Below are 23,736 nucleotides of genomic sequence, written 5' to 3' on the forward strand. Positions count from 1 at the left end.
TCACGCTCCGTTTCTCGTCAGGGTCGGCCCAGGACCAGGGCCGAGGTGAAGCCCCCGTGGCCGCGCGCCAGCACCAGGGCGTGGCGCAGGGGGAGTTGCCGGGGGCCCTCGGTGACCAGGTCGATGTCCAGGCCGGGGGCCGGGCGGCGGGTGCCGATGGTGGGCGGGACGACGCCGTCGCGCAGCGCGAGCAGGGCGGTCGCGACGTCCAGGGGGGCGCCGCCGCCGTAGAGGCGGCCGGTGAGGGTCTTCGGCGCGGTCACCGGGACGGCCGACGGGCCGAAGATCCCGGCGATCGCCTCGGCCTCGGCGCGGTCGTCCGCCGGGACGCCGGCGGCGTCCGCGAACACCACGTCGATGTCCCCGGGGGTCAGCCGGGCGTCCCGCAGGGCCTGTTCGGCGACCCTGCGCAGCACCCGGGGCCGGCCTGTCTCCGCCGGCGGGTCGAAGCCGGCGGCGTGGCCGAGGACCCGGCCGTAGCCCGGCCCGGCGCCCCGCGCCCCGGCGGACGCGGCGCTCTCCAGGACGAGGATGGCGCCGCCCTCGCCGGGCACGTACCCGCTCGCCTCCGCGTCGAAGGGGAGGTAGGCGCGGGCCGGGTCCTGCGCGGTCGACAGCTTGCCGGTGGACAGTTGCGCGGTCAGGCCGTACGGGCACAGCGAGGCGTCCGTACCGCCGGTCAGCACCAGCCGCGCGCCCTTCCCGGTCAGCCGCTTCGCCTGCGCGAGCGCGTCGAGGCCGCCCGCCTGCTCGCACGCCAGCACCCCGCAGGGCCCGCGCATCTGGTGCCGGATGGACAACTGGCCGGTGGTGGCCGCGTAGAACCAGGCGATCGACTGGTAGGCGCCCACCCACGACGGCTCGTGCTGGTACAGCGCCGTCATCTCCCGCTGCCCGAACTCGGTGCCGCCGGACGAGGACGACGTGACGACCGCCATCTCGAACTCCGGCAGCGCCCCCGGGTCCACCTCCGCGTCCGCCAGCGCCTCCTCGGCCGCCGCCAGCGCCAGATGCGTCCAGTGGTCCGTCTGCGAGATCAGCCGCCGGGGCCGCACCGCGCTCTCCGCGTCGAACCCCGGCACCTCCCCCGCCAGCCGCACCGGATACCCCGCCGCGTCGAACCGCTCGATCCGCCCGATCGCCGACTTCCCCGCCAGCACGGCGGCCCAGTGCGCCTCCACCCCGATCCCCGTCGGAGCGGTCACCCCGATCCCGGTGATCACCGGTGCGCCGGTCATGATCCGCCCCTTCCCGCCGCCGCTGCCGCTGTGCCCGGACGGGCCAGGAGCATGGCGGTCTGGAAGCCGCCGAAGCCGCTGCCGACGCTGAGGATGACGTCCATGGCGTGGTCGCGAGCGGTGCGCGGGACGTAGTCGAGGTCGCACTGGGGGTCGGAGTTGTGGAGGTTGGCGGTGGGCGGGACGACCTGGCGCTGGAGGGCGAGGGCGCAGGCCGCGACCTCGATGGAGCCGATGGCGCCCAGGGAGTGGCCGACCATGGACTTGATCGAGCTGACCGGGATGTCGTAGGCGTGCGAGCCCAGGCTGCGTTTGAAGGCGGCCGTCTCGTGCCGGTCGTTCTGCTTGGTGCCGGAGCCGTGGGCGTTGATGTAGCCGACGGCCGTCGGGTCCAGGCGGGCCTGGTCCAGGGAGACCCTGATCGCCTCGGCCATCTCGCGGCCGTCCGGCTTGAGGCCGGTCATGTGGTAGCCGTTGCTGCGGCCGGCGAACCCGACGATCTCGCCGTAGATACGGGCCCCCCGCGCCTCGGCGGCCTCGCGTTCCTCCAGGACGAGGACGGCCGAGCCCTCCGCGAGGACGAAGCCGTCACGGTCGCGGTCGAAGGGGCGCGAGGCGTGCTCGGGGTCGGAGTTGTTGGGCGTGGTGGCCTTGATCGCGTCGAAGCAGGCCGAGGTGATCGGGGAGAGCGGCGCGTCGGTGGCGCCCGCGAGGGCCACGTCCGCGCTGCCCTCCTCGATGAGCTGCGCGGCGTGCGCGATGGAGTCGAGGCCCGAGGTGCAGCCCGTCGACACCAGCGCGACCGGCCCCTCCGCGCCCACCTCCCACGCGACCTCCGCCGCGAGGGTGCTCGGCACCATGTAGCCGTACAGGTGCGGGACGCCGTACTCGTGGTCGACCAGCCACTTGCGGCCCCGGTCGCTGAGGACGACGTACTCCTCCTCCAGGCCCATCGTGCAGCCGACCGCGCTGCCGATGCTGACGGTGATCCGCTCGGGAGGCAGCGCCGCGAGGTCGATCCCGCTGTCCTCGACGGCCTCCCGGGCGGAGACGACCGCGAACTGGGCGGCGCGGTCCATCCGCCGGATCTGCTGCGCCCCGAGCCCCGCCGCCACCGGGTCGAAGTCGACCTCGGCGGCGACCTGGGAGCGGAAGGGCGCCGGGTCGAAGAGGCTGATCCGGCGGGTGGCGGTGCGTCCCTCGGACAGCAGCTGCCAGAACGCCTCCCGCCCCACCCCGCCCGGCACCACCGCGCCGACCCCGGTGATGACGGCCCGTCGGCTCACGGCGTACCGCCCACGTCCGGGTTGGACCGCTCGGGGTGCTGCGCCGCCTCGGTGTCGACGTGGCCCAGCTCCGGGCGCGGGGCCAGCGGCGAGAGGTGGAAGGCGCACTTCGCGGTCGTGTCACCGACGTTCACCAGCCGGTGGCGGACCCCGATCGGCACGAGCAGGGAGTCGCCGGGCCCGAGGTCGATCCGCTCGCCGTCCAGGGTCATCGTCAGCGTGCCCTCGACGACGTGCAGGAACTCCTCGGAGTACGGGTGGTAGTGCTCGGTGACGTGGTCGCCGGGCTCCAGGGTCATGACCCCGCCGAAGCCGGAGGTGCAGCCGACCGTCTTGGGGCTGAGCGTGACCCGGATGTCGCCGCCGCGCCGGGTGTTGGGCACGGCCTCGTCGGCGGAGACCTTCACGGTCCGTGTGATGGAGGTGGTCACCGGATCCGCCCCTCGTCCTTGGTCCAGATGTAGAACGGCTCGGCCATCGCGTCCTTCGGCTCCTTCCAGTCGGGGTCGTAGGGCTCGACGCACTCTGCGAGCCGCGTGTTGATGTCGTGGTAGAGCGGGTGGCTGCGGGCCCGGTACAGGTTCGGGGTGATGTCCTCGTCGGCCTCGACGAGGTGGAAGTACAGCCCGTGGAAACGGAACAGGGTGCGCCGGGAGACGCCGATCATCCCCGGCAGGTCGGAGGCGTCGGACTCGGCGAAGATCTCGGCGATGTCGTCCGCCTTGTCGGGCTTGAGGCGGGCGACGATCAGGGTGCGGTGCACGGCGTACCTCCTGGGCAACGGCGTCCGGCGTCAGGTCGGACCGGACCGTCGCACCGGCGTCTGGAGGGTCACTCGAAACCACCTCCAACTCCGGCGGGGTGGACGGGCGTTCGAGCGGAGCGCGAGAGGGCTGGGCTGGTCTGGGGGCCGAGACCGGCGCCGGAAACCCCGGTGCAGGGAACCCCGATCCCCGAGGAGCCGTCCATGCCGTTCGCCGCGATCACCTACGACATCAAGCCCGGCTGCGAGAAGGAACTCACCGAGATCTTCGGCAACTTCAGGCGGGTGCGCGGCAGCAGCGTCACCGACGACGCCGGCCGCGAGGCGGGCACGATCCTCGCCACCGCCGTCTTCCTGCGCGACGACACCCTCGTCCGCGTCATCGAGTACACCGGCGACCTCGACGCCGTCGCCCGGCACATGGCGAGCCAGCCCGGCGTCCGCGAGGTCGAGCGCAAGCTGAAGCCCTACCTCACCCGGCCGCGCGACACGGACACGCCGGAGGGCTTCGTGGCGACGTTCCGCCGCAGTCTGCTGACGACGGTCGCGGAGATATCGATACGCGACCGCGCGTAGCGAACACGCAGGCCGTGCAGCCCTGTCCCGCCGACCGGGACAGGGCTGCACGGGGTTGGTGGGTCAGGCCGCCGTGACCGCCGCCGCCGTCACGGCCAGGGCCAGCACGGCGAGCGCGGTGCGCAGGAGGTGCCAGCGGCGCCACAGGGGGCGCGGGTCCTCCCAGTCGGCGGGCAGGTCCGTCGGGTCGGTGACGGCCTTGACGCGGCGGTTGATGGGGACGTTGCAGAGGTGGGAGACGGCGGAGACGCCCAGCAGGAGGACGACGGCCGCCAGGAACAGGGCCCGCGCCGGGCCGCCGGTCAGGGCGGCCAGCGCGCCGTTCGCCAGGGCGCTGCCCAGCACGATCACCGGCATCGTCGGATCCCAGTTGCGGCCCAGGAGCCGGTGCGCGTACACGTACGTGCCCGTCTCCATCGCGAAGAGCGCCGGGACGACGCTCAGCGCGACCGCGAACAGCACCCCCGCCGTGATCCCGCCGCCGAGCAGCGCGGCGACACCCAGCAGGGAGGTCATGACGCCGGGGCCGCCGCGGGGTGGGTGTCGATCGTCAGCTGGGACACCGTCCGCATCGTCGCGTCCCGGAAGTACGCCGCGAACCCCTCCCCGGAGCGGGTCTCGCGCTGCTCGGCGAGGTAGGGCGCCAGCTTCTCCTCCAGGACGTGCACCCCCTTCTGCGCGGCCATGTGCCGGGCGACGGCGGAGAAGTCGCCCTCGTAGTGGATGACCCGCACGAGGACGTCGTCCTTGAGGAAGACGGCCGTCCCCAGCAGCCGTCCGGCGCTCGCGCCGCCCTTCCCCGCGAAGTCGGGGGTGTCCACCCGCTGGAACCCCGCGAAGATCTCCGCGATCTCCTCCTCGTGCCCCGGTTTCACCCGGTAGGTGATGGCTGCGTACGGCATCAGATACCTCCGTCGACTTCGAGTGTGGCGCCGGTGACGTACGAGGCCGTCTCCCCGGCGAGATACAGGACCGCTCCGGCGACGTCCTCGGGACGCCCGAGCCGGCCGAGCGCGGTCAGCCCGGCGATCCGCTGGGCCACCGCGGGCGGCAGCCCCGCGCCGGGCTCCGTCTCCGTCACCCCGGGGGCGACGGTGTTGACGCGGATCCCCCGCCCGCCCAGCTCCTTCGCGAGCGCCCGCGTGAACCCGATCAGGGCGGCCTTGGACGCGCTGTAGTGCGCCCCGAGCGGCCGGCCCCGCAGCGCCACCGAGGCGCCCACGTTGACGACCGACCCGCCGTCCGCCAGCAGCCCCACCAGGGCGTGCGTGACGAGGTACGCGGACGTCGCGTTGTGGTCCATCACCCGGCGCCACTCCGCCTCGGCCAGGTCCTCGAACTTGGCGTGCCCGTCGACGCCCACGTTGTTGACGAGGACGTCGGCGCCGCCGAGTCTGTCGCGGACGGCGTCGGCGAGGCGGCGGGCGCCCTCGCCGGTCGTCAGGTCGGCGCGGACGAGGGCGTGGTCGTCGCCCAGTTCCTTCAGCTCGCTTGTGAGCGTCCGCACCGGCTCCCCGTCGGTGCGGTGCGCCACGACCAGCCGGGCGCCGGCCCGCGCGAACGCCAGCGCGGTCGCCCGGCCGATGCCCCGGGTGCCTCCGGTGACGACCACCCGGGTGCCCTCGAAGCCGGTCACCGGACCGCTCCGGCGCCCGGCGCGTCCTTGATCATGTTCAGCAGCAGCCGCGGGGTCTCGGCCTCCATCACGGCGTCGTCGGACAGCACGATGCCGTGCCGGCGCGTGATCAGACCGGTCACCTGGAGCAGGGCCAGCGAGTCGTAGCCGAAGTCCAGGAACGGCGTGTCGAGGGCGTCGTCGCTGTCGAGGCTCGTGCCCTCCTCGGGGGCGCCCACGCACTCCAGCAGCAGTTCGCTCAGCTCGGCCAGGGTGATCTCGCTCATCGGCGTTGTTCCTTCCACGAGACGGTTCGGTCGGGGATGTTCGGGGACGGGAAGACTGGGTCGGGGTGGGGAGATGGGGAGGACGGCTACCGGTGGTCGTCTGTTTCCTCAGCCGACTTTGGCGAGGCGGCCCGACGGCATGCCGACGTCCAGGTCCAGCAGGGACGAGCCCAGGACCGCGCGCTGCAGGTGCTCGATGCCGGGCGACGGGTCCAGGCCCAGGTTCTGGCCCAGCGCCGTGCGCAGCTGGCGGTACGTGGTGAGGGCGTCGCCCCGGCGGCCCGCGCGGTAGAGGGCGACCATCAGCTGGCCGTGGATGCCCTCGTTGAGCGGGTAGCGGGCGGCGAGCCCGGACAGCTCGCCGATCAGCTCATGGTGGCGCCCGAGCCTCAGGTCCGCCTCGATCCGCCCGTGCAGGACGCTCATCCGGGACTCTTCGAGGCGGGTCGCCTCCACGTCGAGCAGCGGGCCGCGCTGCACGTCGACCAGGGCCCGGCCCTTCCACAGGGCCAGCGCCCGGCCCAGGTGCGCGGAGGCCGCCGACCAGTCGCCCTGCTCCAGGGCGCGGTGGCCGGCCGAGGACAGGACCTCGAACTCCTGCATGTCGAACAGGCCGCCCTGGGTGTCCAGCAGATAGCCGCCTGGCTCGGTGATCAGGACGCTCTTCGCGCCGTTCGGCAGGCCCGCGCACTCCTCGCCGAGCGCGGCGGCGATCAGCGTGCGCAGTTGCAGGATGTACGTCTGGAGGGTGGTCTGCACGCTGCGCGGCGGGGCCTCCCCCCACACCTCCTCCACGAGCGAGGAGACCGAGACGAGCTGGTTGGCCTGCAGGGCGAGCAGGGCGAGGACCTTGCGTGGCTTGACTGCGGTCGGGGTCACCGACACGCCTGACTGAGTCGCTTTGAACGGGCCGAGTACGCAGATGTCCATCCGCGGATCTCCTTCCACAACGAACACGTCAGCCGACTTGGGGCAGCGGCATCTCGGAATGCAGCGCCGCCCCGACGGCAAGGGGCAACTCACGGCCGCGGACGAAGAAATGCGCACCGGGCATCGTCCTGAAGTGGAACCGGGAGGTCGTGCAGCGCTCCCACGCGCGGACCTCCGGGACGCCCACCATCCGGTCGTCCCGGCCCGCGAAGGCCCACAGCGGGCAGGGGAGCGGGCGGGCCGCCACCGAGCGCAGGCTGCGGGCCAGCCGCAGGTCCGCCCGGAGCGTGGGAAGCGTGGCCCGCAGCCACTCGGGGCGCCCGAGCAGCAGCTCGGGCACGCTGTCGTCGTCGGCGAGCAGGCCGACCAGTTGCTCGTCGGTCACTCCCGGCAGGGACGCTTCCTCCAGCAGGCGTGAGGGCAGGTGCGGTGCCGGGCAGGCGCCGACCAGCACGGCCTCCGGCGGTCTGCGGCCGGTGGCGGTCAGATGCAGGGCGAAGCGGTGGGCGACCAGGGCGCCGAGGCTGTGCCCGTAGAAGGCGTACGGCCGGTCGAGGAGCGGACCCAGGTCCTCGGTCAGCTCCTCCATCAGCCGGTGCGCGTCGGTCAGGGGAGGCTGGCGCCGCAGGGACTCCCGCCCCGGCAGCCGCACCGGGAGGACCGAGACGCCGGCCCCCACGCGCTGACGCCAGCCCGCGAAGGTCATCGCGCCCGCGCCGGCGTGGTGGAAGCACAGCAGCCGCCGTGCCGGGTCGTCCTCGGCCTTCGGACGCGTCGCGAGATAACGCAGCACTCCCGGATCCCCCTTCCGCACAGTGCCTTCCGGTGAGACGTCCCAGAGCGTCACCGCGCCCTCTGGAAACGCGCTCAACGGGCGGTCGAGCGGAGGTCGTTAAACACCGCCGCGCTCCCTCCCAACCCGCTGAACCCCCAGCTCAGCGGCCCCTTCCCGAGAGTTCCCGATTCCCCCGAAGACCCCTGGGGGCGCTCGACGCACACCCTCGCGTTCGCTCCCGCGATTCACGCGGGGCGCGCGGGGAGCGCAGGGGGCGCATTCCGTTTGTGGGGGAGTGCGCCGGGGCTCACCCCTCCGGGAAAGCCCGTACGGCGTCCGTCGCCGCCCGGTACTCCTCCCTCAGGCTCCGGGCCTCCTCGCAGTCCACGCCCTGCAGGCGGCACGTGTCCTCGCAGGAGGCCGCGTGGGTGAGCCAGGTCCGGTAGAGGGTCGCCGCGCGGGCGTGCGGCGGGTCCTCCGGAGCTTCGGGGGGTGTCATCACCGTGCGGTCCCCTGTCGTTCCGGGGCGCCTCACCTGGGGGTGGGGCGGGGCGCCGGGGGTGTGCGGGTGTCCTGTGTCATGGGTGGTGGGGGGATTGCGTTCACATGGGTGGGGTTGCAGGGCGGAGTGACCGGGGGCGAGGAGGTAGTACGGGGGGTCCCGTAGGGGGTGAGGGAAGATGTACGGGTCGTGGACATAGGGGGTTCGGCGGGGCGGGGGAGCAATGGGGGTACTACGGGGATTACGGGTACGACGGCGTCGGTACGACAGCAGCGTCGAGAGCAGGTGACGGGCGAGGCGTTTCATACGTGGGCTCCGGTGCTTTCGCGGGGTGTTCGGTGAGCCTGGGTTTCCGCTGACGCCGATACCCGGGCGGGACGGTCCGCCCCGGGCGTCGGCGGAGGCTCGACCGGGTGAGAAGGGGTTGCCCGGGAGCCTCACCTGCCGCGCGGTGTCGGGGGAACGTGCGCGGCAGGGTTCTACGGGAGCACCGGGGTGGGCCCCTGCGAGGGGAGGGCCTTCTCGGCCCAGACGGTCTTGCCGATGACCTCGCCGACGACGCCCCAGCCGCTGGCCAACGCATCGACGAGCGCGGGCCCCCGCCCGCCGTCCTCCTCGGCGCCGGCCTTCCTGAGCCGCGGCATCCTGTCGCTCTGTGCGTCCCGGACCTCGACGCGGAAGACGTCGCCGGTGCGGGTGATGGTGAGACGGACCTGACGCCCCGTGGTGCCGGGGATCCGTCCGTGGGTGACGGCGTTGGTCACCAACTCGTCCACCACCAGCGTCAGTTCCTCGGCGAAGTCGTCGTCCACGGGGATACCGCAGGCGAGGAGGAACTTGCGGCAGTCGGTTCGGGCACGGGCGGCGGCGAGGCGGGTGGTGGGGTAGTGGAAGGCGGCGAACGTTTCGGACATGGCTGGGGTTCCTTCGGTAGGCACGACGCCGACGATTGCTTGCAAGGTTGATACTTTCGATAGCCTCCAAGCAACATGGACGCGAAACTTCGCCCGTTCGAGTGGTCGCCGAGCGGTATCGTGTGGGAGCGCTCCGGCACCTGCTATCGCTGGTCAGACCGGGAAAGGGGGGTGTGACTCATGGCGACGCGCCGGATGTTGCAGCCGACTGCACGACAGGTCCGACTGGGATCGATCCTTCGTGGTCTTCGCGAGGACGGTAACGGCAGCCAGGGCGCCGTGTGCGGTGAAATCGGCTGGTCGGAATCCAAGTTGAGCCGTATCGAGACGGGGCGCTTGGGGATCAGCGAAGACGACCTGCAGTTCCTGCTGGATCGTTACGGCGTCAAGGACCAGAGCTTGCGCGGTTACGTCGTCGACCTGCGCCGACGAGGGAACGTCCGCGGCTGGGAGACGCGTGTCCGCTCGGCGGTGAGCGGCCCGTACGCCGACTTCATCGGCTACGAGTCGGATGCCGCGGAGATGTACAACGCGGAAACGATGCTGATCCCCGGACTGTTGCAGACGCATGACTACGCGGCGGCTGTCATCAAGCAGCAGGTGCCGGACATGCCCGAGGAAGAGCGCCGTGAGCGCTTGGACATCCGCGACAAGCGCCGAGAGGTGTTCGACCGGCCACGCCCTCTGGTCTTCTGGGGTGTCATCTCGGAGTCGGTGTTCCGGCATGTCATGGGCGGGCCCGAGGTGATGGCCGGTCAACTCGAACACTTGCTGAGCCTGTCCAGGGACTACCCGAGCACGATCAACATCTACGTCCTGCCGGAGGAGTCCCAGTCGCACGGGACCCTGTTCGGCCCGTTCGTCATTCTCTCGTTCCCTCAGCGCTGGGAGCCTGACATCGTCTACCTGGAAGGCTTCACCAGCACCAAGTTCCTGGAGGACACCGATCAGGTGCAGGAGTACAGCAGGCTGTTCCGACGCTTGATGATGACGGACTCACTCCGTGGACCGGAGTCCCTGAAACTGATCGAGCACTATCTCAATGATTACCGCAAGGATGTATAGGAATGGCGCACTACATAATCACGGACGCCTCCGTGATGGATGTTTCATGGAAGAAAGCTTCAACCTCCGGCGCCAACGGCAACTGCGTTGAACTCGCCCCCTACCAAAACCGCATCGCCATCCGCGACAGCAAATCCCCCCACGGCCCCGCCATCCTCTACTCCCACTCCGCAGCCACCACCCTCCTCATCTCCCTCAAATCCGACACTTTCTGAGGCAAGCAGGCTGGGGCTGCGGAACTCCTCGCAACCCCCTCTGACTTCTTGGACTTCTCGCCTGCGGGCAGGATGCGCCTTCCTGAAATCAGAAGCAGTGATGCCCCGATGAATCGAATCATACTTTTTAGAATTTTTCGATCTTTTCCCCGTCGGGTACTTGCATCCGGTGAGTGTCACGAGAGCGAGGAACGCCGTGAGCGCGAGAGCGCCCGTCTTCAGTCGGCTTTTTGGAAGCACTGCGAGTACACAGTCACGTCAAGCAGAGGCGTATTTCCATCGATGCCTTTAAGCCACCTGACCTCAAGCTGACTATTCGTCTCCTGGTGGACGGCCAGGATCTCCGGATTCTTATTTCGACTGCCGTCATCTCCATCCTTCACGATCTTCCACCCGTCACCGGGAAGCGATTTCTTCAGATTAGAGAATCCTTCACCGAGCTTGCTATTATCGATTCCATACATGGACCAGGGATGCCTAACCCAGACACCCTTTTGGCCACTATCGGTGCAGGATGAAGTGTACGGTCCGGGTTCAGTGACTTTCCCTTTGACTTTAAACATGTCCAGCACCCGACTGGAGAGCGACGAAACCTCTCCCTCCACTGTCGATGAACTGCGCACCGGCAAAGATTTGCCGATTCCCTTTCCCATTGAACATCCTGAGGCGAGAAGGAGCGATGAAGTCATGAGTGTGGCGGCCAGAAAAGCTTGCCATGCACTCCGTCTATTCCAGCTTGACATCTCCATACCTTCCTGCGATTACGTCTGCTTGGTTTTTGAGGCTCGTTGAAGCCTGCCCCTCTTCGTAGTCCCAGTAAGAGCTGTGACCCGAGAAGAAGCCGCCGGTGTCGTTTTGCATGACATTGGCGCCGAAGGATTCATCAGTGGGATTCGCCAACCAGTCGCCGAGGCCGACCAGTCTGCCACCGTGACGGACGATAGCGTCATCCATCGACCCGTCCGCCCCTTCGGCCCACACGTGGTCTGCCCCTACCCCAAGGTCCTTCGCATGCTCGACCTGCATGCCGGGGCTGCCGAGCGCGATGATGTCATCGGCCGGGATGTGGTTATGTCTGGCGGTCTCGCCGATTACCGTGCTGCCGTAGCTGTGACCAATCACAGTCGTGTGGCTAGCATTTGCTCCTCCTTGCGCGGTCTGGGTGCCTTGGAGGAAATCTTCGAGTCTTGTGCTGGCACGCTCAGCACGTGAACCACTCATGGCCTGCGGAATTCCATCCGGGGCGTCATAGTCGAACCAGTAAATACTTGAAACTGACTGACCTGGCACGAGGCGCTGACTTTCCCGCCACATTACCTCGCTGCGCTCGATTCCACCGCCAGTCCCCCCGATATTTGTTCCCGTACCAGGAACGTATATCGCAGTGTGATCGGCAGTGTCGGGATTTCCGTTGGCGAGGATTACACGCCCATCCCCCTCACCTTTGGGGTCGAAGCCCAAGAGATAGACTTCGGGGAGTCCGCTTTCGCCCGTCCTATCAAATCGTTCCTGGATCGAGTTCATTCCGTCGAGCAGTTTGTGGGCGTTCTTCCTTGACTCTTCCCACTCTTTCCACTCTTCGGTCTCGACATTGAATCCCATCACGACGCCCGTGTAGGGGTCGATGTACTTCTGGAATCGTTGCGGCTCCGGGTGTTCCTTCAGCCAGCCGTCGTATGCCACCTGCGCGACGCCATGAGCCTCCGCAAGCACCATGCGGTTGGCCTCGTCCCGCACCGTGGCCGGAAGTCCGTCGAGCGCGCCCACGGAGTCCGGTCGCATGGAGATCCAGGCGGCCTGTTGTTCGGCGTCGAGTCCCTTCCACCACTCGGCGTTGGCCTTGGGGTCGCCGTGCTTGGGTGGTTGGGGAAGGGAGTCGAGGTATCCCTTGCCCGCTGCCTGGACCCCCGTGGTGTCCGAGGAGGCGTCGGCGAGGTCGGCGTCGGAGACGGTGAGGTCGTCGTCGGCCTTCAGTGCGCGCAGTTTCGGTGCCCACTTGGTGTCGGCCTCGGTGGCCTCGGCCAGCGCGGCGGCGATGAGGTCGGCGCAGTCCTGGGCGGCGCGGTGGTGGGGGTTGGGGTCGAAGTTGGCGGCGGAGCGGCCGATCGCGGCGGCGCTGGGGTCGAGGTAGCCGCTGACGGTGCCGCCGTCGGGGGTCTTGCCGTCCGGGCCCTTTTCCCCGCCGGCCGGGTAGGAGACCGAGCCGTCGGTGTTGACGGTCAGCCCGGCCGCTGCCGCCTCCGCGAGGGCGGTGTCGAGTGTGCGTCTGGCCGCCTGCATCTCGTACGAGAACGCCTCGAGGGCTGTGGCGACGAGTCCGCATTCGATCTGGATGTAGTGGAAGTTCTTGCCGAGTTCGGTGAGCTGGCCGATGGCGGCTGTCGCGGCCTCGCCGCTCAGGGACTGCCGCATCGCCGCGGCGATCTGGTTCTCGATGCGGTCCTTGGCCGCGCTCGCGAGGGTGGCGGTGCTCCGGTAGCCGTCGGCGGCCTGGGCGTACTCGGTGGGCTTGAGGGCCTTGAGGGTCGCGAGGTCCATGCCGGTCAGCCCTTCCCGCCGACGGCGGACGTGTCCGCGTACGCCACCTTCAGGTTCTGGACGTCGATCAGGACACTGTCGTCGGTCTTCTGCAGGTCACTGCCCGCCTTCCCCAGCAGCGCCCCGAGCTTTTCGCACCGCCCGCCGACGTCCTTCACATAGCGCGCCCAGGAGTCGTAGACCTGCTTCTGCGCCCCGGCGGTCTCGCAGCCGGCGTCCGCGCCCAGCCCCTGCTGCCCGCCCGAGAGCTGACCCAGCGCCTTGGTGACGTCCTCGCGCAGAGCGCCGACGTCCTGTCCGGCCTTCGTCCAGACCGGCCTGTTCGACACCAGTTTCCCCGAGCCCGCCGCGTCGGACGGAAGCGAGTTCAGCCGCGTCCCCGCGCGTTCCGCCGCCGCGCCCTTGAGCTGTTCCCACTCGTCCCACGCCACCGTCAGTCGCTCCCGTGCCCTCGCCCGCCATGATCGGCTCACACGATAATCGGCTCGGCGGTGGCCACGTATCTGTACCTCTGCCTGGGTGTTCTGAGTATCCGTACTCAGAACGTGCCGGAGTCCCGGCCCGGGGGCGGAGGGATGCTGCCGGGCATGACCGGGGGCGGGCCGAAGCCCTGCTGGGGCGTGGGGTGCTGCTGGGGCTGGGGTGTCGGCGGGGCGGTGGTGCGGCGCTTCCGGACGACGACCGCTGCCGCCACGCCGATCACGCCCAGGGCACCCACGCCGAGGCCGATACCCAGCCACGGAGTACCGTCGTCGCCCTTCGTCGCGGCCACCGCCTTCGCCGGTTCGCTCTCCTTCGCCGACGGGGTGGGGGCGGGGGACGCCGACTGCTGCGCCTCCGCGAGGTCGGGGAGGGGGTAGACGTCCGCCGGGCCGGGGTCGCCAGGGTTCTGGAGGGCGATGCGGGGGCGGACGATGCCGTAGCCGATGGCGTCGTTGCGCTTGGCGCCGTCCGTGGGGCCACCGATGGTGTTCAGCATGACGCGCAGGACCTGGTTGTTGGTCCAGGTGGGGTGGACGGACCAGATCAGGGCGGCGCTGGCGGAGGCCAGGGCGGTGGCGTCGCTGGTGCCGCTCGTCTCGCAGAGGCCGGTCTTGCCACCGCAGGCATGGACCATGTCCTCGCCAGGGGCGGCCATGTCGACCTGAGGGCCGTACTGGGAGAAGTCGGTTCTGTGAAGGTTCTTGCCGACCGCCGCGACGCCGACGACACCGGGGGTGGCCGCCGGGTACATCAGCAAGTTGCCCTGCTCCGCGTCGTTGCCGACACCGGCGAAGATCAATGAACCTTTCTTCAGGGCGTACTTGACCGCCTCGGCCACTTCTGGTGTGTCCTCCCGGGCTGCCTGAGAGATGTTGATGACCTTCGCGCCGTGATCAGTGGCATAACGGATCGCAGGAGCCAATGCCCCGTTGAAGACCTTGTTCCCCTCGATCAGGTTGGCCCCTTTGCCGCTCTCGGGCAGGCGGATCGGCAGGATCTTGGCGCCGGGAGCGAGGCCGAAGGAGCCCCGCCCGCCGCCGTTCGCGCCCGTCGCCGCGATGAGCCCGGCCATGCCGGTGCCGTGGCCGTCATAGTCCGTGTGCTCATCGCCGGGCTGGTCCGTGGCGTAGTTCTTGCCCGGGAGAACGCGTCCGATGAGATCAGGGTTGGTGCCGTCCACACCCGTGTCGATGACCGCGACGGTGACACCTCTGCCGGTGCTGGTCTTCCACATGTTCTCGGCCTGCATCCGGTCCAGATACCACTGCTCCTGGCGGATCGTCTCGGCGCTGACCGCCGGTGCCGCGGCGGTGCCCGTCAGCAGCAGGCCCAGGGCCGTCGCCGCGACGACACGACGGACCCCGCGCCGAGTACTACCGGTACCCATGGACTTCGCTCTCCCTCATCCCGGACCACATGTCAGTCGACGACCGGCGGCACGGTGGGCCGCTGGTTCCGGCGCCAAGTTTCCTCGTCCTCCGTGACTCCGTACGGCCGACCGCTTCCGTTTCTCGTGTTCCGTGGAGGAGCCGACTGGGACGGGCCGGACGTCGCAGCCCCCGTCCGGCCCTCGCCGGGGCGTGCCGCAGCGGTCGTACCGCCGGTGACCGGGGTGCGAGGTCCCGTCCCGCCCGCGCCGGGTACCCGGGCGTCGGGGCGTCCCGGCCGCTGGGCCACACCACTGCCGACCACACCGGAAGGAGATGCCGTGGGGCGTCCTCCGACAATGCCGCCGGAACCGGACGGGGAAACGAGACGGCCACCTGGAGATGTGGCCGGCGTGCCCGCCGCCCGGCCGACGGGGGTGGTCGTGCCGGAGGTCTGACCCATCGGCCCCATCGGACCGCGTGCGGGGGCGCCTTCCCCGCCCACGACCGTGCCACGCGGGATGGCCCCCGCGGGCCGGCTCTCGGAGGGGAGGACGGGACGGCCTCCGACGATGCCGCTGCCGCCACCGGAGACGCTGGGCGCGCGGCCGAAGGCCATACCGGGCTCCTGACCGACCGGGGACAGGGGAACTCGGCCCACACCGGGCATCCGGCCCTGTGGCGCCGGGCTGTTGACGGGGAGAACCCGCCCACCGCCGGACAGCGGAGGCACGGGCCCGGTCTGTGGCAGCACGCCCCTCACCGGGCCAGGATCGACCGGGGCTCGCGGAGTCTCCGGCGGAGTCTGCGCGGGCAGACTGCCGACCGAATCAATGCTCGTCCGCACTGGAGGCAAGGTCTCGCCTGGGACGCGCGGCTGGACTGCGGGAGCGTTCAAGACGTGCCCCGCAGGAGAAAACCCGGCTGAACCACCTGCCCCGGAATCGCTACCAGCCACGTGACCTGTTCCGGTCGTGAATGGGGCACCAGAATGCCCGCCGAGATTGGGCCTGTCGGTGCTACCGACATCAACCTTCCCGGCAACTTCAGGCACGAAAGCCTCCGGCGGTGGCGGCAGCTTCGGCCTCTCCAACGAGTTCAGCTGCGTAGCCGACCACGAATACGACTGCGCCAGCTTGTTCATCTGGGTGGCCGCCTCCAGGCGGACCTTCTCCCGGTCCGCCTTCAGAGCCGCCAGCTCGGCGGAGGACTTGGACGCGATGGAGGCCGCGTCGGGGTCGTTGTGCGCGGCGTTCGCGGCGGCCAGGTTGGCGGTGGCGCCGGGCAGGTCGCGGGGAATGGAGGACTGGGCCAGGGAGATGGCGTCCGAGGCATGACCGAGCCAGGTGCCGGAGTCACGGCTGAAGTCGCTCAGCCGCAGGGTCGCGTTCGCGAGGTCGGCCGCCCAGGTGCGGAAGGCATCGGCGCCCTCGCCCTTCCAGGCGACCCACTGCGGACGGACCTTCAGTTCGTCGGCGATGCTCTGGATCTCGGTGGCCGCCTTCTTCAGACGGTCCGCCGCACCACTGACCACGCCCGCGTTCGCCTGGTCCAGCCACGCCAGCATCTGCTCATGGCTCATACCGTCGAAGAACGTACCGCCCGAACTCTGAGCGTCACGCATCAGACCGTCCCGCCCTCGACCAGCATCCCGCCCCTCCCGCACAGATCAGATCGTCAGACTCTAACCGCCCCTCCCGACAGCCGGCTTCCGGGGACGTCATCGTCCATCCAACCCCCACAACCACCCCGCCCGCATGAGTACCCCTACTCAGGCACTGGCCCGCCGCCCAGGAGCCGGGCACGGGCCGCGTCGATCTCCTCCCGCATGAGCGGATCATTGCCGGTCTCGAAGTCGGCGACGATGTCACGGAGCTTGTCCATGGCCACCCGTTGCTCCAGGGCTTCGGCCAGGTACGCGGAGAAACCCCCGGGGCCGACATGCTGACGCACGGCCTCGGCGAGGTCTTCGGGAAGGTTGACCGAGTATTTCTCGCTGCTGCCCCTGCTGCTCACGCTACCGCTGGCGGGAGTCGGCGTACCGCGTGTTACGGCGATGCGCCATGGGTCCACGCCCGCCCCCCGATCGAGTCGATCCCGAGTCGATCGATAGGGCGTTGGCTCACCGTCGGGTGCGGATCGGAGCCTCGGGGGTGCCGGGGTCCTCGACGTGTGAAGGGGCTGACGGAATCCATGCGCGTACTGTTCACGACCTGGGCCTGGCCTTCGCATCTGTACGCCCTGGTGCCGCTGGCGTCGGCGTTCAGGGCGGCAGGGCACGAGGTGTTGATCGCGAGTCAGCCGGCGTTGAAGGGGGAGATCGAGCGGACGGGGCTGCCGGCCGCGGTGGTCGGTGAGGACGTCGACGCGGTCGGCATGGTGCGCGGGTACGTCCTGCCGTCGTCGGCCGGCGAGTCCGCGGGCGGCCCGCAGGCGCCGCGCGAGGGCAAGGGCCCCCGGGCGCTGCGGATGTTCTCGGCGCACGCGGAGTCGATGACGGACGGCCTGGTGGAGCTGGCCCGCTCGTGGCGGGCGGACGCGGTGGTGTACGAGCCGACCGCGCTGGCGGGCCCGATCGCGGCGGCGGCCGTGAACGTCCCGGCGATCCGGGTGCTGTACGGCACCGACCTGATGCTGCGGGCCCGCGCGCTGCTGCCGGACGTCCTCGCCCCGCTCCTGGAGCGGCACGGCGTGACGGACTTCGACCCGCTGGGCGCGGTCACCGTCGACCCGTGCCCCGACACGTTCCAGGTGCCCACCGACTACGCGAGGCTGCCGGTGCGCCACGTCCCCTACAACGGGGTCGGCACCTCCCCGGGCCCGCTGCCCGCGCCCGCGCCGGGTGTGCGCCGGGTGCTGGTGACCTGGGGCCACACGATGGCCCGCCTCAGCCCCGATCTGTTCCTCGCGGGCGAGGTCGCGGGGGCGCTGCGGGCCCCGGACACCGAGGTCGTCCTCGCGGTCACGTCGTCCCAAAGGGCCCTCCTGGAGCCGGAGTTGGTCCCCAAGGTACGGGTCGTCACCGACGCCCCCCTGCACACCCTGCTGCCGGGCACCGATCTAGTCGTCGCGCACGGCGGCGCCGGCACCGTCCTGGCCTCGCTGCGGGCCGGCGTCCCCCTGCTCCTCGTCCCGCAGCTCCCGGACCACACCGGGCACGCGGGGCGCGTCTTCGCGGCCGGCGCCGGCGAGGTCCTGTCGCGGGACGAGGCGACGCCGCGCCGGCTGCGCGAGGAGGCCGGCCGGCTGCTGGACCCCGTGGCGGGCGCGGCCGTCCGGAAGACGGCGCGCGGGCTGCGGGAGCGGATGCTCCGGACGCCGACGCCCGCCGACATCGTCAACGAACTGCGGACGAAGGTGATCACGTGTGCGGCATAGCGGGCTGGGTCGACTTCCGGCGTGACCTGAGCGGGGAGGGCGCCACGGTGCGGACGATGGTCGCCACCCTCGCCAACCGGGGCCCGGACGCCGAGGGGGTGTGGACCGACCGGCAGGCCGCGCTCGGCCACCGCAGGCTCTCCGTCATCGACCTGGAGCACAGCACCCAGCCGATGACGGTCGAGGAGGACGGCCGCACGCTCGCGGTCGTCGTCCACAACGGCGAGATCTACAACTTCCGTGAGCTGCGCCGCACCCTGGAGGCCCGGGGCCACCGCTTCCGCACCTCGGGGGACACCGAGGTCGTGGTGCGCGCCTACCTGGAGTGGGGCGAGCGGTGCGTGGAGCACCTGGACGGCATGTTCGCGTTCGCCGTCTGGGACCCGGGCCGGGGCAGGCTCCTGCTGGCCCGCGACCGCCTCGGCATCAAGCCCTTGTTCTACGCCCGCACCGCGCAGGGCGTCCTGTTCGGCTCGGAGCCGAAGGCCCTGTTCGCGCACCCCGCGCTGGAGTGCGCGGTCGACGCCGAGGGCCTGGCCGAACTCCTCGCGTACATCGCGACGCCGGGCCACGCGGTCTACCGGGGCGTGCGGGAGCTGCCGGCCGGGCACACGGCGGTGATCGCGCACGGCGGGGTCACCGAGTCCGCGTACTGGAGCCTGCCGAACCGCCCGCACACGGACGACGCGGCGACGACCGTCGACACCGTGCGCGGGCTGCTCGCGGAGTCCGTCGAAGCGCACCTCGTCTCGGACGTCCCGCTGTGCACGCTGCTGTCCGGCGGCGTCGACTCCAGCGCCATCGCCGCGCTCGCCGCCCGCGCCGGGGGCCGCCCCCGGACGTTCGCCGTCGACTTCGAGGGCCACACCGAGCGCTTCCAGAAGGACTTCTGGCACGAGGACCCCGACGCCCCCTACGCCGCCGAGGTCGCCCGCCACGTGGGCGCCGACCACGAGCCGGTGGTGCTGCGGACGGCCGACCTCGTCGACCCCGTCGTCGACGCGGCGGCGCTGCGCTCCCAGGACCTGCCGCGCCCGATCCCCGACATGGACCGCTCGCTGTACCTGCTGCTGCGCGCGGTGCGCCGGCGCTCGACGGTGGCCCTGATGGGCGAGGCGGCGGACGAACTCTTCGGCGGCTACCGGTCGTTCCAGGACCCGTCGCTGGTCGACACCGGCAACTTCCCGTGGGTGACGATGGGGTTGAAGGTCGCCCCGCACGGCATGAGCACCGGCCTCCTCGACCCGGGCCTGCTGAAGAAGATCGACGTCCCCGGCCACGCCGCCCAGCGGTACGCGGAGGCGATCGCCGAAGTGCCGCGCGTGGCGGGCGAGTCGGAGCTGGAGCACCGGATGCGCCGGGTCAGCCACGTGCACCTGACGCGCTGGATGCCGCTGCTGCTGACCCGCGACGACCGGCTCAGCATGGCCGTCGGCCTGGAGCTGCGGGTGCCGTACTGCGAGCACCGGCTCGTCGAGTACGTCTACAACATCCCCTGGGAGATGAAGACCGCCGACGGCCGGGAGAAGAGCGTGCTGCGCTCCGCCGTGGCCGATCTGCTGCCCGCGTCGGTGACCGAGCGCCGCAAGAGCCCCTTCCCCATCACGCAGGACCCGGGCTACGGGCGGGTGTTGAAGGAGCGGTTCGACGCCGTCGTCCACGACCCCTCCGGTCCGGTCGCGCCGCTGCTCGACCGGGAGGCGTGCGCCCGGCTCGCCGCGCAGGACCGGCCCATCGAGGTCAGCGGGTGGGGGGAGCGGCGGGACGTGGAGATGGTGCTCCAGCTCGACACCTGGCTGCGGCAGCACCGGGTACGGCTGGACCTGTGAACCCGGCGAGCGCCGCACCCCGGCTCCGGCAGCACCACCCCCCCCCCAACTCCGACCTCCGGCCCCACCCCTGGCCCCGGCTCCGACTCCGACTCCGGCCCGGCCCTGGCGCAGCCCGGCCCCTGGCACTGGCCCCGGCCTCCGGCCCCGGCGCTGGCCCTGGCCCTGGCCCCGACTCCGACCTCCGGCCCCGACTCCGGCCCGGCCCTGACCCCGGCTCCGGCCCGGCCCTGGCACAGCCCGGCCCCTGGCACTGGCCCCGGCCCCGGCCTCCGGCCCCGACACCGACTCCGACACCGACTCCGGCCTCCGGCCCCGGCCCTGGCCCCGACTCCGGCCTCCGGCCCTGGCACTGGCCCCGATCCCGACTCCGACCCCCGGCCCCGACTCCGGCCCGGCCCGGGTCCCGGCCCTGACCCCGACCCCGGTCTCCGGCCCTGGCCCCGACCCCGGCCTGGCCCTGGCCCCGACTCCGGTCCGGCACTGGCCCCGGCTACGAACTCTGGCTACGAAAAGAAGGAGGATGCCCGTGCTGAGCAAGGAACTCCAGGAACTGGCCGAGCCCGTGCTCGCCAAGGTCAAGGAGCATCCGTTCTGGGCGGGGCTGCGGGACGGCACGCTACCGCCCGAGTGCCTGGCCCACTTCGTCGAGCAGGACACGTCCCACCTGCTGCCGGCGTACGCGCGGGCGCTGGCCCGCACCGCCGCCGCGACCCGCTGGGACGAGCACGCCTCGCTGCTCGCCCGCTCGGTCATGGGCTCGCTGGAGGCCCGCGACCGGCTGCGGACGGCGTACACCGAACTGGCCCCCGGTCTCGGGCTGCCGGCGCTCGCCGCCGCGCCCGAGGCGTCCGCCGCCACCCACGCCCACTGCTCCTTCCTGCACGCCGCGACCGCCTCGACGGTCGCCGCCGGGATGGGGGCGCTGCTGCCGATGGTCTGGTTCAACCACCGGATCTCCGACGACCTCCTGGAGCGGCACACGCCGGGCTCCCGGTACGCCGACTGGATCCAGGCGTACCACCCGGGCGAGGGCTACCGGTTCGCCGTGCGGGCCTTCATGGCCGCGTACGACGAACTGGGCGAGCGGATGGCCGTGCCGGGCCGCGCCGAACTCCTCCAGTACTTCACGACGAGCGTCCGCTACGAGTGGGCGTTCGCCGAGGGGGCCTGGTCCAGGTCGGGCTGGCCGCTGTGACCGCGCCGTCCGCCGTGACCGCCCCTGTCCGCCGTGAACCGATGACACCGTCTGTGAAGGGATCGATGTGACCGCCGACGTGAGCCCCGAAGTGTGCCCGCACGCCGCCAACCCGCCCAGGTATCCGTTCGCCTGGAGCCCGCCCATGGAGATGCCGGAGGCCCTGCGCGACGTCCACGGCTCCTCGGCGATGGAGGTGACGCTGCCGAGCGGTGACACCGCGACGCTCGTCACCCGCTACCAGGACGTCCGTGCCCTGTTCGCCGACAAGCGGCTGTCGCGCAACATCGCGCGGCCCGACTGCGCGCGGATCTCCAAGGACAACGACCTGTTCATGGACCCGCACATCGACCCCGACCCGCCGAAGCACACGCAGGTGCGGTCGCTGGTGACCAAGGCGTTCACCGCGCGGCGCATCGAGTCGCTGCGGCCGTACGTCCAGGAGGTCGCCGATCAGCTCCTCGACGAGATGGCCGCGGGGCCCCGTCCGGCCGAGCTGAACGAGGCGTTCGCGTTTCCGCTGCCCATCAAGGTCATCTGCAAGCTGCTCGGCGTGCCCGCCGAGGACCGGGACCAGTTCCGGGGGTACGTCGACGGCTTCCTCGCCGTGACGAAGCTGCCGCCGGAGGAGATCGGCAAGGCCCGGCAGAACCTGTGGAAGTACCTGGGCGACCTCATCGAGGCCAAGCGCGCCAACCCCGCCGACGACCTCATCAGCGAGTTCATCCGCGTCCGCGACGAGGACGACAACCGGATGAACGAGCACGAGCTGCACTTCTGGTGCCAGGGCCTGCTCATCGCCGGCTACGTCACCACGGCCAGCCAGATCGGCACCGGCACGGCGGTGTTGCTGAACCGTCCCGACCTGGTCCGCGAGATCCAGGCGGACTGGTCCCTGGTCCCGTCGGCGGTCGAAGAACTCCTCCGCACGCAGATCATGGGCTCGTCGGTCGGCACGATGCGCTACGCGGTCGAGGACATCCCGTTGTCCGACGGCAGCGTCATCAAGAAGGGCACCAGCGTCCTCCTCTCCGAAGAGGGCGCCAACTGCGACCCCGCCGTCTTCGACAACCCCTTCGAGCTGGACATCCGCCGCGAAGAGAACCACCACATGACCTTCGGCGCCGGCATCCACTACTGCGTAGGCGCGGCCCTGGCCCGCATGGAACTCCAGATCGCCACGGAATCCCTCCTCCGCCGCTTCCCGTCGATCCGCCTGGCCAAGCCCGCCAACGAACTCCCACGCGCCCTCGGCGGCTTCATGGAGGGCTTCACCGAGATCCCCGTGGACTGGTGAGGCACCCCATGCGCGTGATCGCCACCCCCTCCACCTGCGCAGTCAGCAGCCTCTGCGTCTACCGTCTCCCCACCGTCTTCGACCAGGACGAAGACGGCCTCGTCCTCATCCTCGACGACCACCCCGACCCCACCCTCCACGAAGAACTCCACCGAGCCGCCCGAGCCTGCCCCACCAACTCCATCAAAATCCTGGACTCCGACTGACCCCCACCTCTCCTGCCACCGGCCCGGGACCCCCAAGGGGCTCCCGGGCCGCACCATGCCCGGGGGCCACAGGGGGTGATGGGGCGGCGAACGGCGAGGCGGCGGTGCAGGCAACGAGCGGAGCCAGAGGGCTGACGGCGAGCAGCAGGCGAGGGGCGCGAGCGGCGGCCGGGGCGACGGGGGCGAGAGCCAGGCAGCGAACGGGGACGGCTGGCGACTGAGGCAGCGGGCAAGGGCTCGGGGACGAGCGGCGGGCAAGGGGCAGCGAGGATGGGCGACAGAACGGCGGGGGCGGACAGCAAGCGGGAGCGAGACGGGGGTGAGCAGCAGGCAGCGGGCGGGGCAGAGGGCTGACGGCGAACAGCAGGCGGCGGGCAGCGGCCGGGGGCGAGAGCCGGGCAGCGAACGAGGGCCGGGCGTCGAACGGCTGGGACAACGAACGGGCACGGCTGGCGACTGGGGCAGCAGGCAAGGGCTCGGGGGCAAGCGGCGAACGGCGAGGCAGCGAGGACGGGCGACAGAACGGCGGGGGCGGACAGCAAGCGAGGGCGAGGCGGGGGTGAGCAGCAGGCGGCGAGCGGAGGCAGGGGGCTGACGGCGAGCGGCGAGGCGGCGGGCTGACGGCAAGCAGCAGGCGACAGGCGGGGGCACGAGCGGCGGCCAGGGGCGACGAGGGGGCGAGAGCCGGGCAGCGAACGAGGGCCGGGCGTCGAACGGCTGGGGCAACGGGCGAGGGCTCGGGGGGCGAGCGGCGGGGGTGGGCAGCGAGCGAGGACTGGGCGTCGAGCGGCTGGGGCAGCGGGCAGCGGGCAGCGGGCAGCGGGCAGCGGGCAGCGGGCAGCGGGCAGCGGGCAGCGGGCGAATATATCGGTCACGTCCCGGTGGGTGGTGTGCCGGCGTGGAGCGGGCGGTCTGCCGGGCCGGCGTCGGCGCGGCGCGTCGGGGTGCCGGTGCCGGTGAGCAGTCCATGGCGTGGCCGGGCGGGCCGGCAGGTGCCGCTTCGGTCCCGGGCGACGGCCCCGCATCGCCACACCACCCGGCGGGACACCATCGACATATCCGATGCCGGGGATGGAAGGCGGCACGCCGCAGGAGGCGTGGGTGGCACACGGGACGTGGCTGGGTCGTGTCCCCCGTCGTGGTGTAGCCGATCACGGTCCGTCGCTTCCGCTTCGGAGCCGTCCGGTACGTGCCGCTGCGGTCCGTCGTGCGATCACCACTGGTCCCGGCTCGGTGAGCCCTCAACAGGGCCGCCGGCGAGGGCGATTCGGGCC

The 23,736-nt window shown here is 71.1% G+C and carries 26 protein-coding genes; 8 read left to right on the forward strand and 18 right to left on the reverse strand.

Annotation, left to right across the window (positions count from 1 at the left end):
- Positions 1-17: 17 nt before the first annotated feature.
- The 4 genes from IAG44_RS09610 to IAG44_RS09625 are packed head-to-tail and all read right to left on the reverse strand — an operon-like array spanning position 18 to position 3,287.
- A complete protein-coding gene (locus tag IAG44_RS09610; protein WP_281404283.1) occupies positions 18-1,238 on the reverse strand; it encodes a ketosynthase chain-length factor in 1,221 nt (406 codons plus the stop codon).
- Positions 1,235-2,524 (reverse strand): beta-ketoacyl-[acyl-carrier-protein] synthase family protein, encoded by a 1,290-nt coding sequence (locus IAG44_RS09615; RefSeq protein WP_187746712.1) that lies wholly within the window; start codon positions 2,522-2,524, stop codon positions 1,235-1,237. The genes IAG44_RS09610 and IAG44_RS09615 overlap by 4 nt, the downstream gene beginning before the upstream one ends.
- Entirely contained in the window at positions 2,521-2,955 is a 435-nt protein-coding gene (locus IAG44_RS09620; RefSeq protein ID WP_187746713.1) for a cupin domain-containing protein, read from the reverse strand. Before IAG44_RS09620 ends, IAG44_RS09615 begins: the two co-directional genes overlap by 4 nt.
- Positions 2,952-3,287, reverse strand: a complete 336-nt coding sequence (locus tag IAG44_RS09625) for a TcmI family type II polyketide cyclase (protein ID WP_187746714.1) — start codon at positions 3,285-3,287, stop codon at positions 2,952-2,954. The genes IAG44_RS09620 and IAG44_RS09625 overlap by 4 nt, the downstream gene beginning before the upstream one ends.
- Before the next feature lie 204 nt (positions 3,288-3,491).
- On the opposite strand from IAG44_RS09625, the gene IAG44_RS09630 reads away from it, so the two are divergent.
- The gene (locus IAG44_RS09630) at positions 3,492-3,863 is read left to right on the forward strand and encodes a SchA/CurD-like domain-containing protein (RefSeq protein WP_187746715.1); all 372 of its coding nucleotides are present in this window, start codon (positions 3,492-3,494) and stop codon (positions 3,861-3,863) included.
- Positions 3,864-3,926: 63 nt separating this feature from the next.
- Here the strand turns inward: IAG44_RS09630 and IAG44_RS09635 are convergent, their stop codons facing one another.
- The 8 genes from IAG44_RS09635 to IAG44_RS09670 all read right to left on the reverse strand — a co-directional run bounded on the left by IAG44_RS09635 (position 3,927) and on the right by IAG44_RS09670 (position 8,886).
- A complete protein-coding gene (locus IAG44_RS09635) occupies positions 3,927-4,379 on the reverse strand; it encodes an anthrone oxygenase family protein (RefSeq protein WP_187746716.1) in 453 nt (150 codons plus the stop codon).
- Positions 4,376-4,765 (reverse strand): SchA/CurD-like domain-containing protein, encoded by a 390-nt coding sequence (locus tag IAG44_RS09640; protein WP_187746717.1) that lies wholly within the window; start codon positions 4,763-4,765, stop codon positions 4,376-4,378. Before IAG44_RS09640 ends, IAG44_RS09635 begins: the two co-directional genes overlap by 4 nt.
- Positions 4,765-5,499, reverse strand: a complete 735-nt coding sequence (locus IAG44_RS09645; protein ID WP_223006787.1) for an SDR family NAD(P)-dependent oxidoreductase — start codon at positions 5,497-5,499, stop codon at positions 4,765-4,767. The genes IAG44_RS09640 and IAG44_RS09645 overlap by 1 nt, the downstream gene beginning before the upstream one ends.
- On the reverse strand, positions 5,496-5,765 hold the full coding sequence (locus IAG44_RS09650) for an acyl carrier protein (protein WP_187746718.1): 270 nt from the start codon (positions 5,763-5,765) through the stop codon (positions 5,496-5,498). Before IAG44_RS09650 ends, IAG44_RS09645 begins: the two co-directional genes overlap by 4 nt.
- Before the next feature lie 108 nt (positions 5,766-5,873).
- Positions 5,874-6,695: an AfsR/SARP family transcriptional regulator gene (locus tag IAG44_RS09655; protein ID WP_187746719.1), complete on the reverse strand. Its 822-nt coding sequence runs from the start codon at positions 6,693-6,695 to the stop codon at positions 5,874-5,876.
- Between the two features lie 28 nt (positions 6,696-6,723).
- A complete protein-coding gene (locus IAG44_RS09660) occupies positions 6,724-7,488 on the reverse strand; it encodes a thioesterase II family protein (RefSeq protein ID WP_187746720.1) in 765 nt (254 codons plus the stop codon).
- Between the two features lie 289 nt (positions 7,489-7,777).
- Positions 7,778-7,969 carry a hypothetical protein gene (locus IAG44_RS09665; protein ID WP_187746721.1) on the reverse strand — a complete coding sequence of 64 codons (192 nt, stop codon included), beginning with the start codon at positions 7,967-7,969 and terminating at the stop codon, positions 7,778-7,780.
- A gap of 482 nt (positions 7,970-8,451) precedes the next feature.
- A complete protein-coding gene (locus IAG44_RS09670) occupies positions 8,452-8,886 on the reverse strand; it encodes an ATP-binding protein (protein WP_187746722.1) in 435 nt (144 codons plus the stop codon).
- A 180-nt stretch (positions 8,887-9,066) separates the two neighbouring features.
- Here IAG44_RS09670 and IAG44_RS09675 point away from each other — a divergent pair, with 180 nt between their 5' ends.
- Both IAG44_RS09675 and IAG44_RS09680 read left to right on the forward strand, forming a co-directional pair.
- Positions 9,067-9,951, forward strand: a complete 885-nt coding sequence (locus IAG44_RS09675) for a helix-turn-helix domain-containing protein (RefSeq protein WP_187746723.1) — start codon at positions 9,067-9,069, stop codon at positions 9,949-9,951.
- 2 nt (positions 9,952-9,953) lie between these two features.
- Positions 9,954-10,166 (forward strand): DUF397 domain-containing protein, encoded by a 213-nt coding sequence (locus tag IAG44_RS09680; RefSeq protein ID WP_187746724.1) that lies wholly within the window; start codon positions 9,954-9,956, stop codon positions 10,164-10,166.
- A 218-nt stretch (positions 10,167-10,384) separates the two neighbouring features.
- Here IAG44_RS09680 and IAG44_RS09685 read toward each other — a convergent pair whose 3' ends face one another.
- From IAG44_RS09685 to IAG44_RS09710, 6 genes are all read right to left on the reverse strand, one after another.
- Positions 10,385-10,819, reverse strand: a complete 435-nt coding sequence (locus IAG44_RS09685) for a hypothetical protein (RefSeq protein ID WP_187746725.1) — start codon at positions 10,817-10,819, stop codon at positions 10,385-10,387.
- A 73-nt stretch (positions 10,820-10,892) separates the two neighbouring features.
- A complete protein-coding gene (locus IAG44_RS09690) occupies positions 10,893-12,704 on the reverse strand; it encodes an alpha/beta hydrolase (RefSeq protein WP_187746726.1) in 1,812 nt (603 codons plus the stop codon).
- Between the two features lie 5 nt (positions 12,705-12,709).
- Positions 12,710-13,135 carry a hypothetical protein gene (locus IAG44_RS09695; protein ID WP_187746727.1) on the reverse strand — a complete coding sequence of 142 codons (426 nt, stop codon included), beginning with the start codon at positions 13,133-13,135 and terminating at the stop codon, positions 12,710-12,712.
- 107 nt (positions 13,136-13,242) lie between these two features.
- Positions 13,243-14,574 carry a type VII secretion-associated serine protease mycosin gene (gene mycP, locus IAG44_RS09700; protein WP_187746728.1) on the reverse strand — a complete coding sequence of 444 codons (1,332 nt, stop codon included), beginning with the start codon at positions 14,572-14,574 and terminating at the stop codon, positions 13,243-13,245.
- Between the two features lie 32 nt (positions 14,575-14,606).
- Entirely contained in the window at positions 14,607-16,178 is a 1,572-nt protein-coding gene (locus IAG44_RS09705) for a WXG100 family type VII secretion target (protein ID WP_187746729.1), read from the reverse strand.
- Between the two features lie 143 nt (positions 16,179-16,321).
- Positions 16,322-16,570 carry a magnesium transporter CorA family protein gene (locus IAG44_RS09710; RefSeq protein WP_187746730.1) on the reverse strand — a complete coding sequence of 83 codons (249 nt, stop codon included), beginning with the start codon at positions 16,568-16,570 and terminating at the stop codon, positions 16,322-16,324.
- A 177-nt stretch (positions 16,571-16,747) separates the two neighbouring features.
- Here IAG44_RS09710 and IAG44_RS09715 point away from each other — a divergent pair, with 177 nt between their 5' ends.
- The 5 genes from IAG44_RS09715 (at position 16,748) to IAG44_RS09735 (ending at position 22,462) form a co-directional block, all read left to right on the forward strand.
- Positions 16,748-17,932 carry a nucleotide disphospho-sugar-binding domain-containing protein gene (locus IAG44_RS09715; RefSeq protein ID WP_187746731.1) on the forward strand — a complete coding sequence of 395 codons (1,185 nt, stop codon included), beginning with the start codon at positions 16,748-16,750 and terminating at the stop codon, positions 17,930-17,932.
- A complete protein-coding gene (gene asnB, locus IAG44_RS09720; protein WP_187746732.1) occupies positions 17,920-19,761 on the forward strand; it encodes an asparagine synthase (glutamine-hydrolyzing) in 1,842 nt (613 codons plus the stop codon). The genes IAG44_RS09715 and asnB overlap by 13 nt, the downstream gene beginning before the upstream one ends.
- A gap of 523 nt (positions 19,762-20,284) precedes the next feature.
- Complete coding sequence (locus tag IAG44_RS09725) at positions 20,285-20,959, forward strand: TenA family protein (RefSeq protein WP_223006788.1); 675 nt, start codon at positions 20,285-20,287, stop codon at positions 20,957-20,959.
- Positions 20,960-21,026: 67 nt separating this feature from the next.
- Positions 21,027-22,256, forward strand: coding sequence for a cytochrome P450 (locus IAG44_RS09730; protein ID WP_246561611.1), 1,230 nt, complete (start codon positions 21,027-21,029; stop codon positions 22,254-22,256).
- A gap of 8 nt (positions 22,257-22,264) precedes the next feature.
- On the forward strand, positions 22,265-22,462 hold the full coding sequence (locus IAG44_RS09735; protein ID WP_187746734.1) for a ferredoxin: 198 nt from the start codon (positions 22,265-22,267) through the stop codon (positions 22,460-22,462).
- Positions 22,463-23,736 lie beyond the last annotated feature (1,274 nt).

Source organism: Streptomyces roseirectus (assembly GCF_014489635.1).
Classification (GTDB): Bacteria; Actinomycetota; Actinomycetes; order Streptomycetales; family Streptomycetaceae; genus Streptomyces; species Streptomyces roseirectus.

What these genes read in the sequence shown, in the direction of transcription:
- IAG44_RS09650 (WP_187746718.1), bottom strand. Translation starts at nt 5,765, where the DNA reads ATGAGCGAGATCACCCTGGCCGAGCTGAGCGAACTGCTGCTGGAGTGC.
- IAG44_RS09670 (WP_187746722.1), bottom strand. Translation starts at nt 8,886, where the DNA reads ATGTCCGAAACGTTCGCCGCCTTCCACTACCCCACCACCCGCCTCGCC.
- IAG44_RS09725 (WP_223006788.1), top strand. Translation starts at nt 20,285, where the DNA reads ATGCCCGTGCTGAGCAAGGAACTCCAGGAACTGGCCGAGCCCGTGCTC.
- IAG44_RS09665 (WP_187746721.1), bottom strand. Translation starts at nt 7,969, where the DNA reads ATGACACCCCCCGAAGCTCCGGAGGACCCGCCGCACGCCCGCGCGGCG.
- IAG44_RS09705 (WP_187746729.1), bottom strand. Translation starts at nt 16,178, where the DNA reads ATGCGTGACGCTCAGAGTTCGGGCGGTACGTTCTTCGACGGTATGAGC.
- IAG44_RS09635 (WP_187746716.1), bottom strand. Translation starts at nt 4,379, where the DNA reads ATGACCTCCCTGCTGGGTGTCGCCGCGCTGCTCGGCGGCGGGATCACG.
- IAG44_RS09680 (WP_187746724.1), top strand. Translation starts at nt 9,954, where the DNA reads ATGGCGCACTACATAATCACGGACGCCTCCGTGATGGATGTTTCATGG.
- IAG44_RS09640 (WP_187746717.1), bottom strand. Translation starts at nt 4,765, where the DNA reads ATGCCGTACGCAGCCATCACCTACCGGGTGAAACCGGGGCACGAGGAG.
- IAG44_RS09610 (WP_281404283.1), bottom strand. Translation starts at nt 1,238, where the DNA reads ATGACCGGCGCACCGGTGATCACCGGGATCGGGGTGACCGCTCCGACG.
- IAG44_RS09690 (WP_187746726.1), bottom strand. Translation starts at nt 12,704, where the DNA reads ATGGACCTCGCGACCCTCAAGGCCCTCAAGCCCACCGAGTACGCCCAG.
- mycP (WP_187746728.1), bottom strand. Translation starts at nt 14,574, where the DNA reads ATGGGTACCGGTAGTACTCGGCGCGGGGTCCGTCGTGTCGTCGCGGCG.
- IAG44_RS09715 (WP_187746731.1), top strand. Translation starts at nt 16,748, where the DNA reads ATGCGCGTACTGTTCACGACCTGGGCCTGGCCTTCGCATCTGTACGCC.
- IAG44_RS09630 (WP_187746715.1), top strand. Translation starts at nt 3,492, where the DNA reads ATGCCGTTCGCCGCGATCACCTACGACATCAAGCCCGGCTGCGAGAAG.
- IAG44_RS09735 (WP_187746734.1), top strand. Translation starts at nt 22,265, where the DNA reads ATGCGCGTGATCGCCACCCCCTCCACCTGCGCAGTCAGCAGCCTCTGC.
- IAG44_RS09655 (WP_187746719.1), bottom strand. Translation starts at nt 6,695, where the DNA reads ATGGACATCTGCGTACTCGGCCCGTTCAAAGCGACTCAGTCAGGCGTG.
- IAG44_RS09675 (WP_187746723.1), top strand. Translation starts at nt 9,067, where the DNA reads ATGGCGACGCGCCGGATGTTGCAGCCGACTGCACGACAGGTCCGACTG.
- IAG44_RS09685 (WP_187746725.1), bottom strand. Translation starts at nt 10,819, where the DNA reads ATGGGAAAGGGAATCGGCAAATCTTTGCCGGTGCGCAGTTCATCGACA.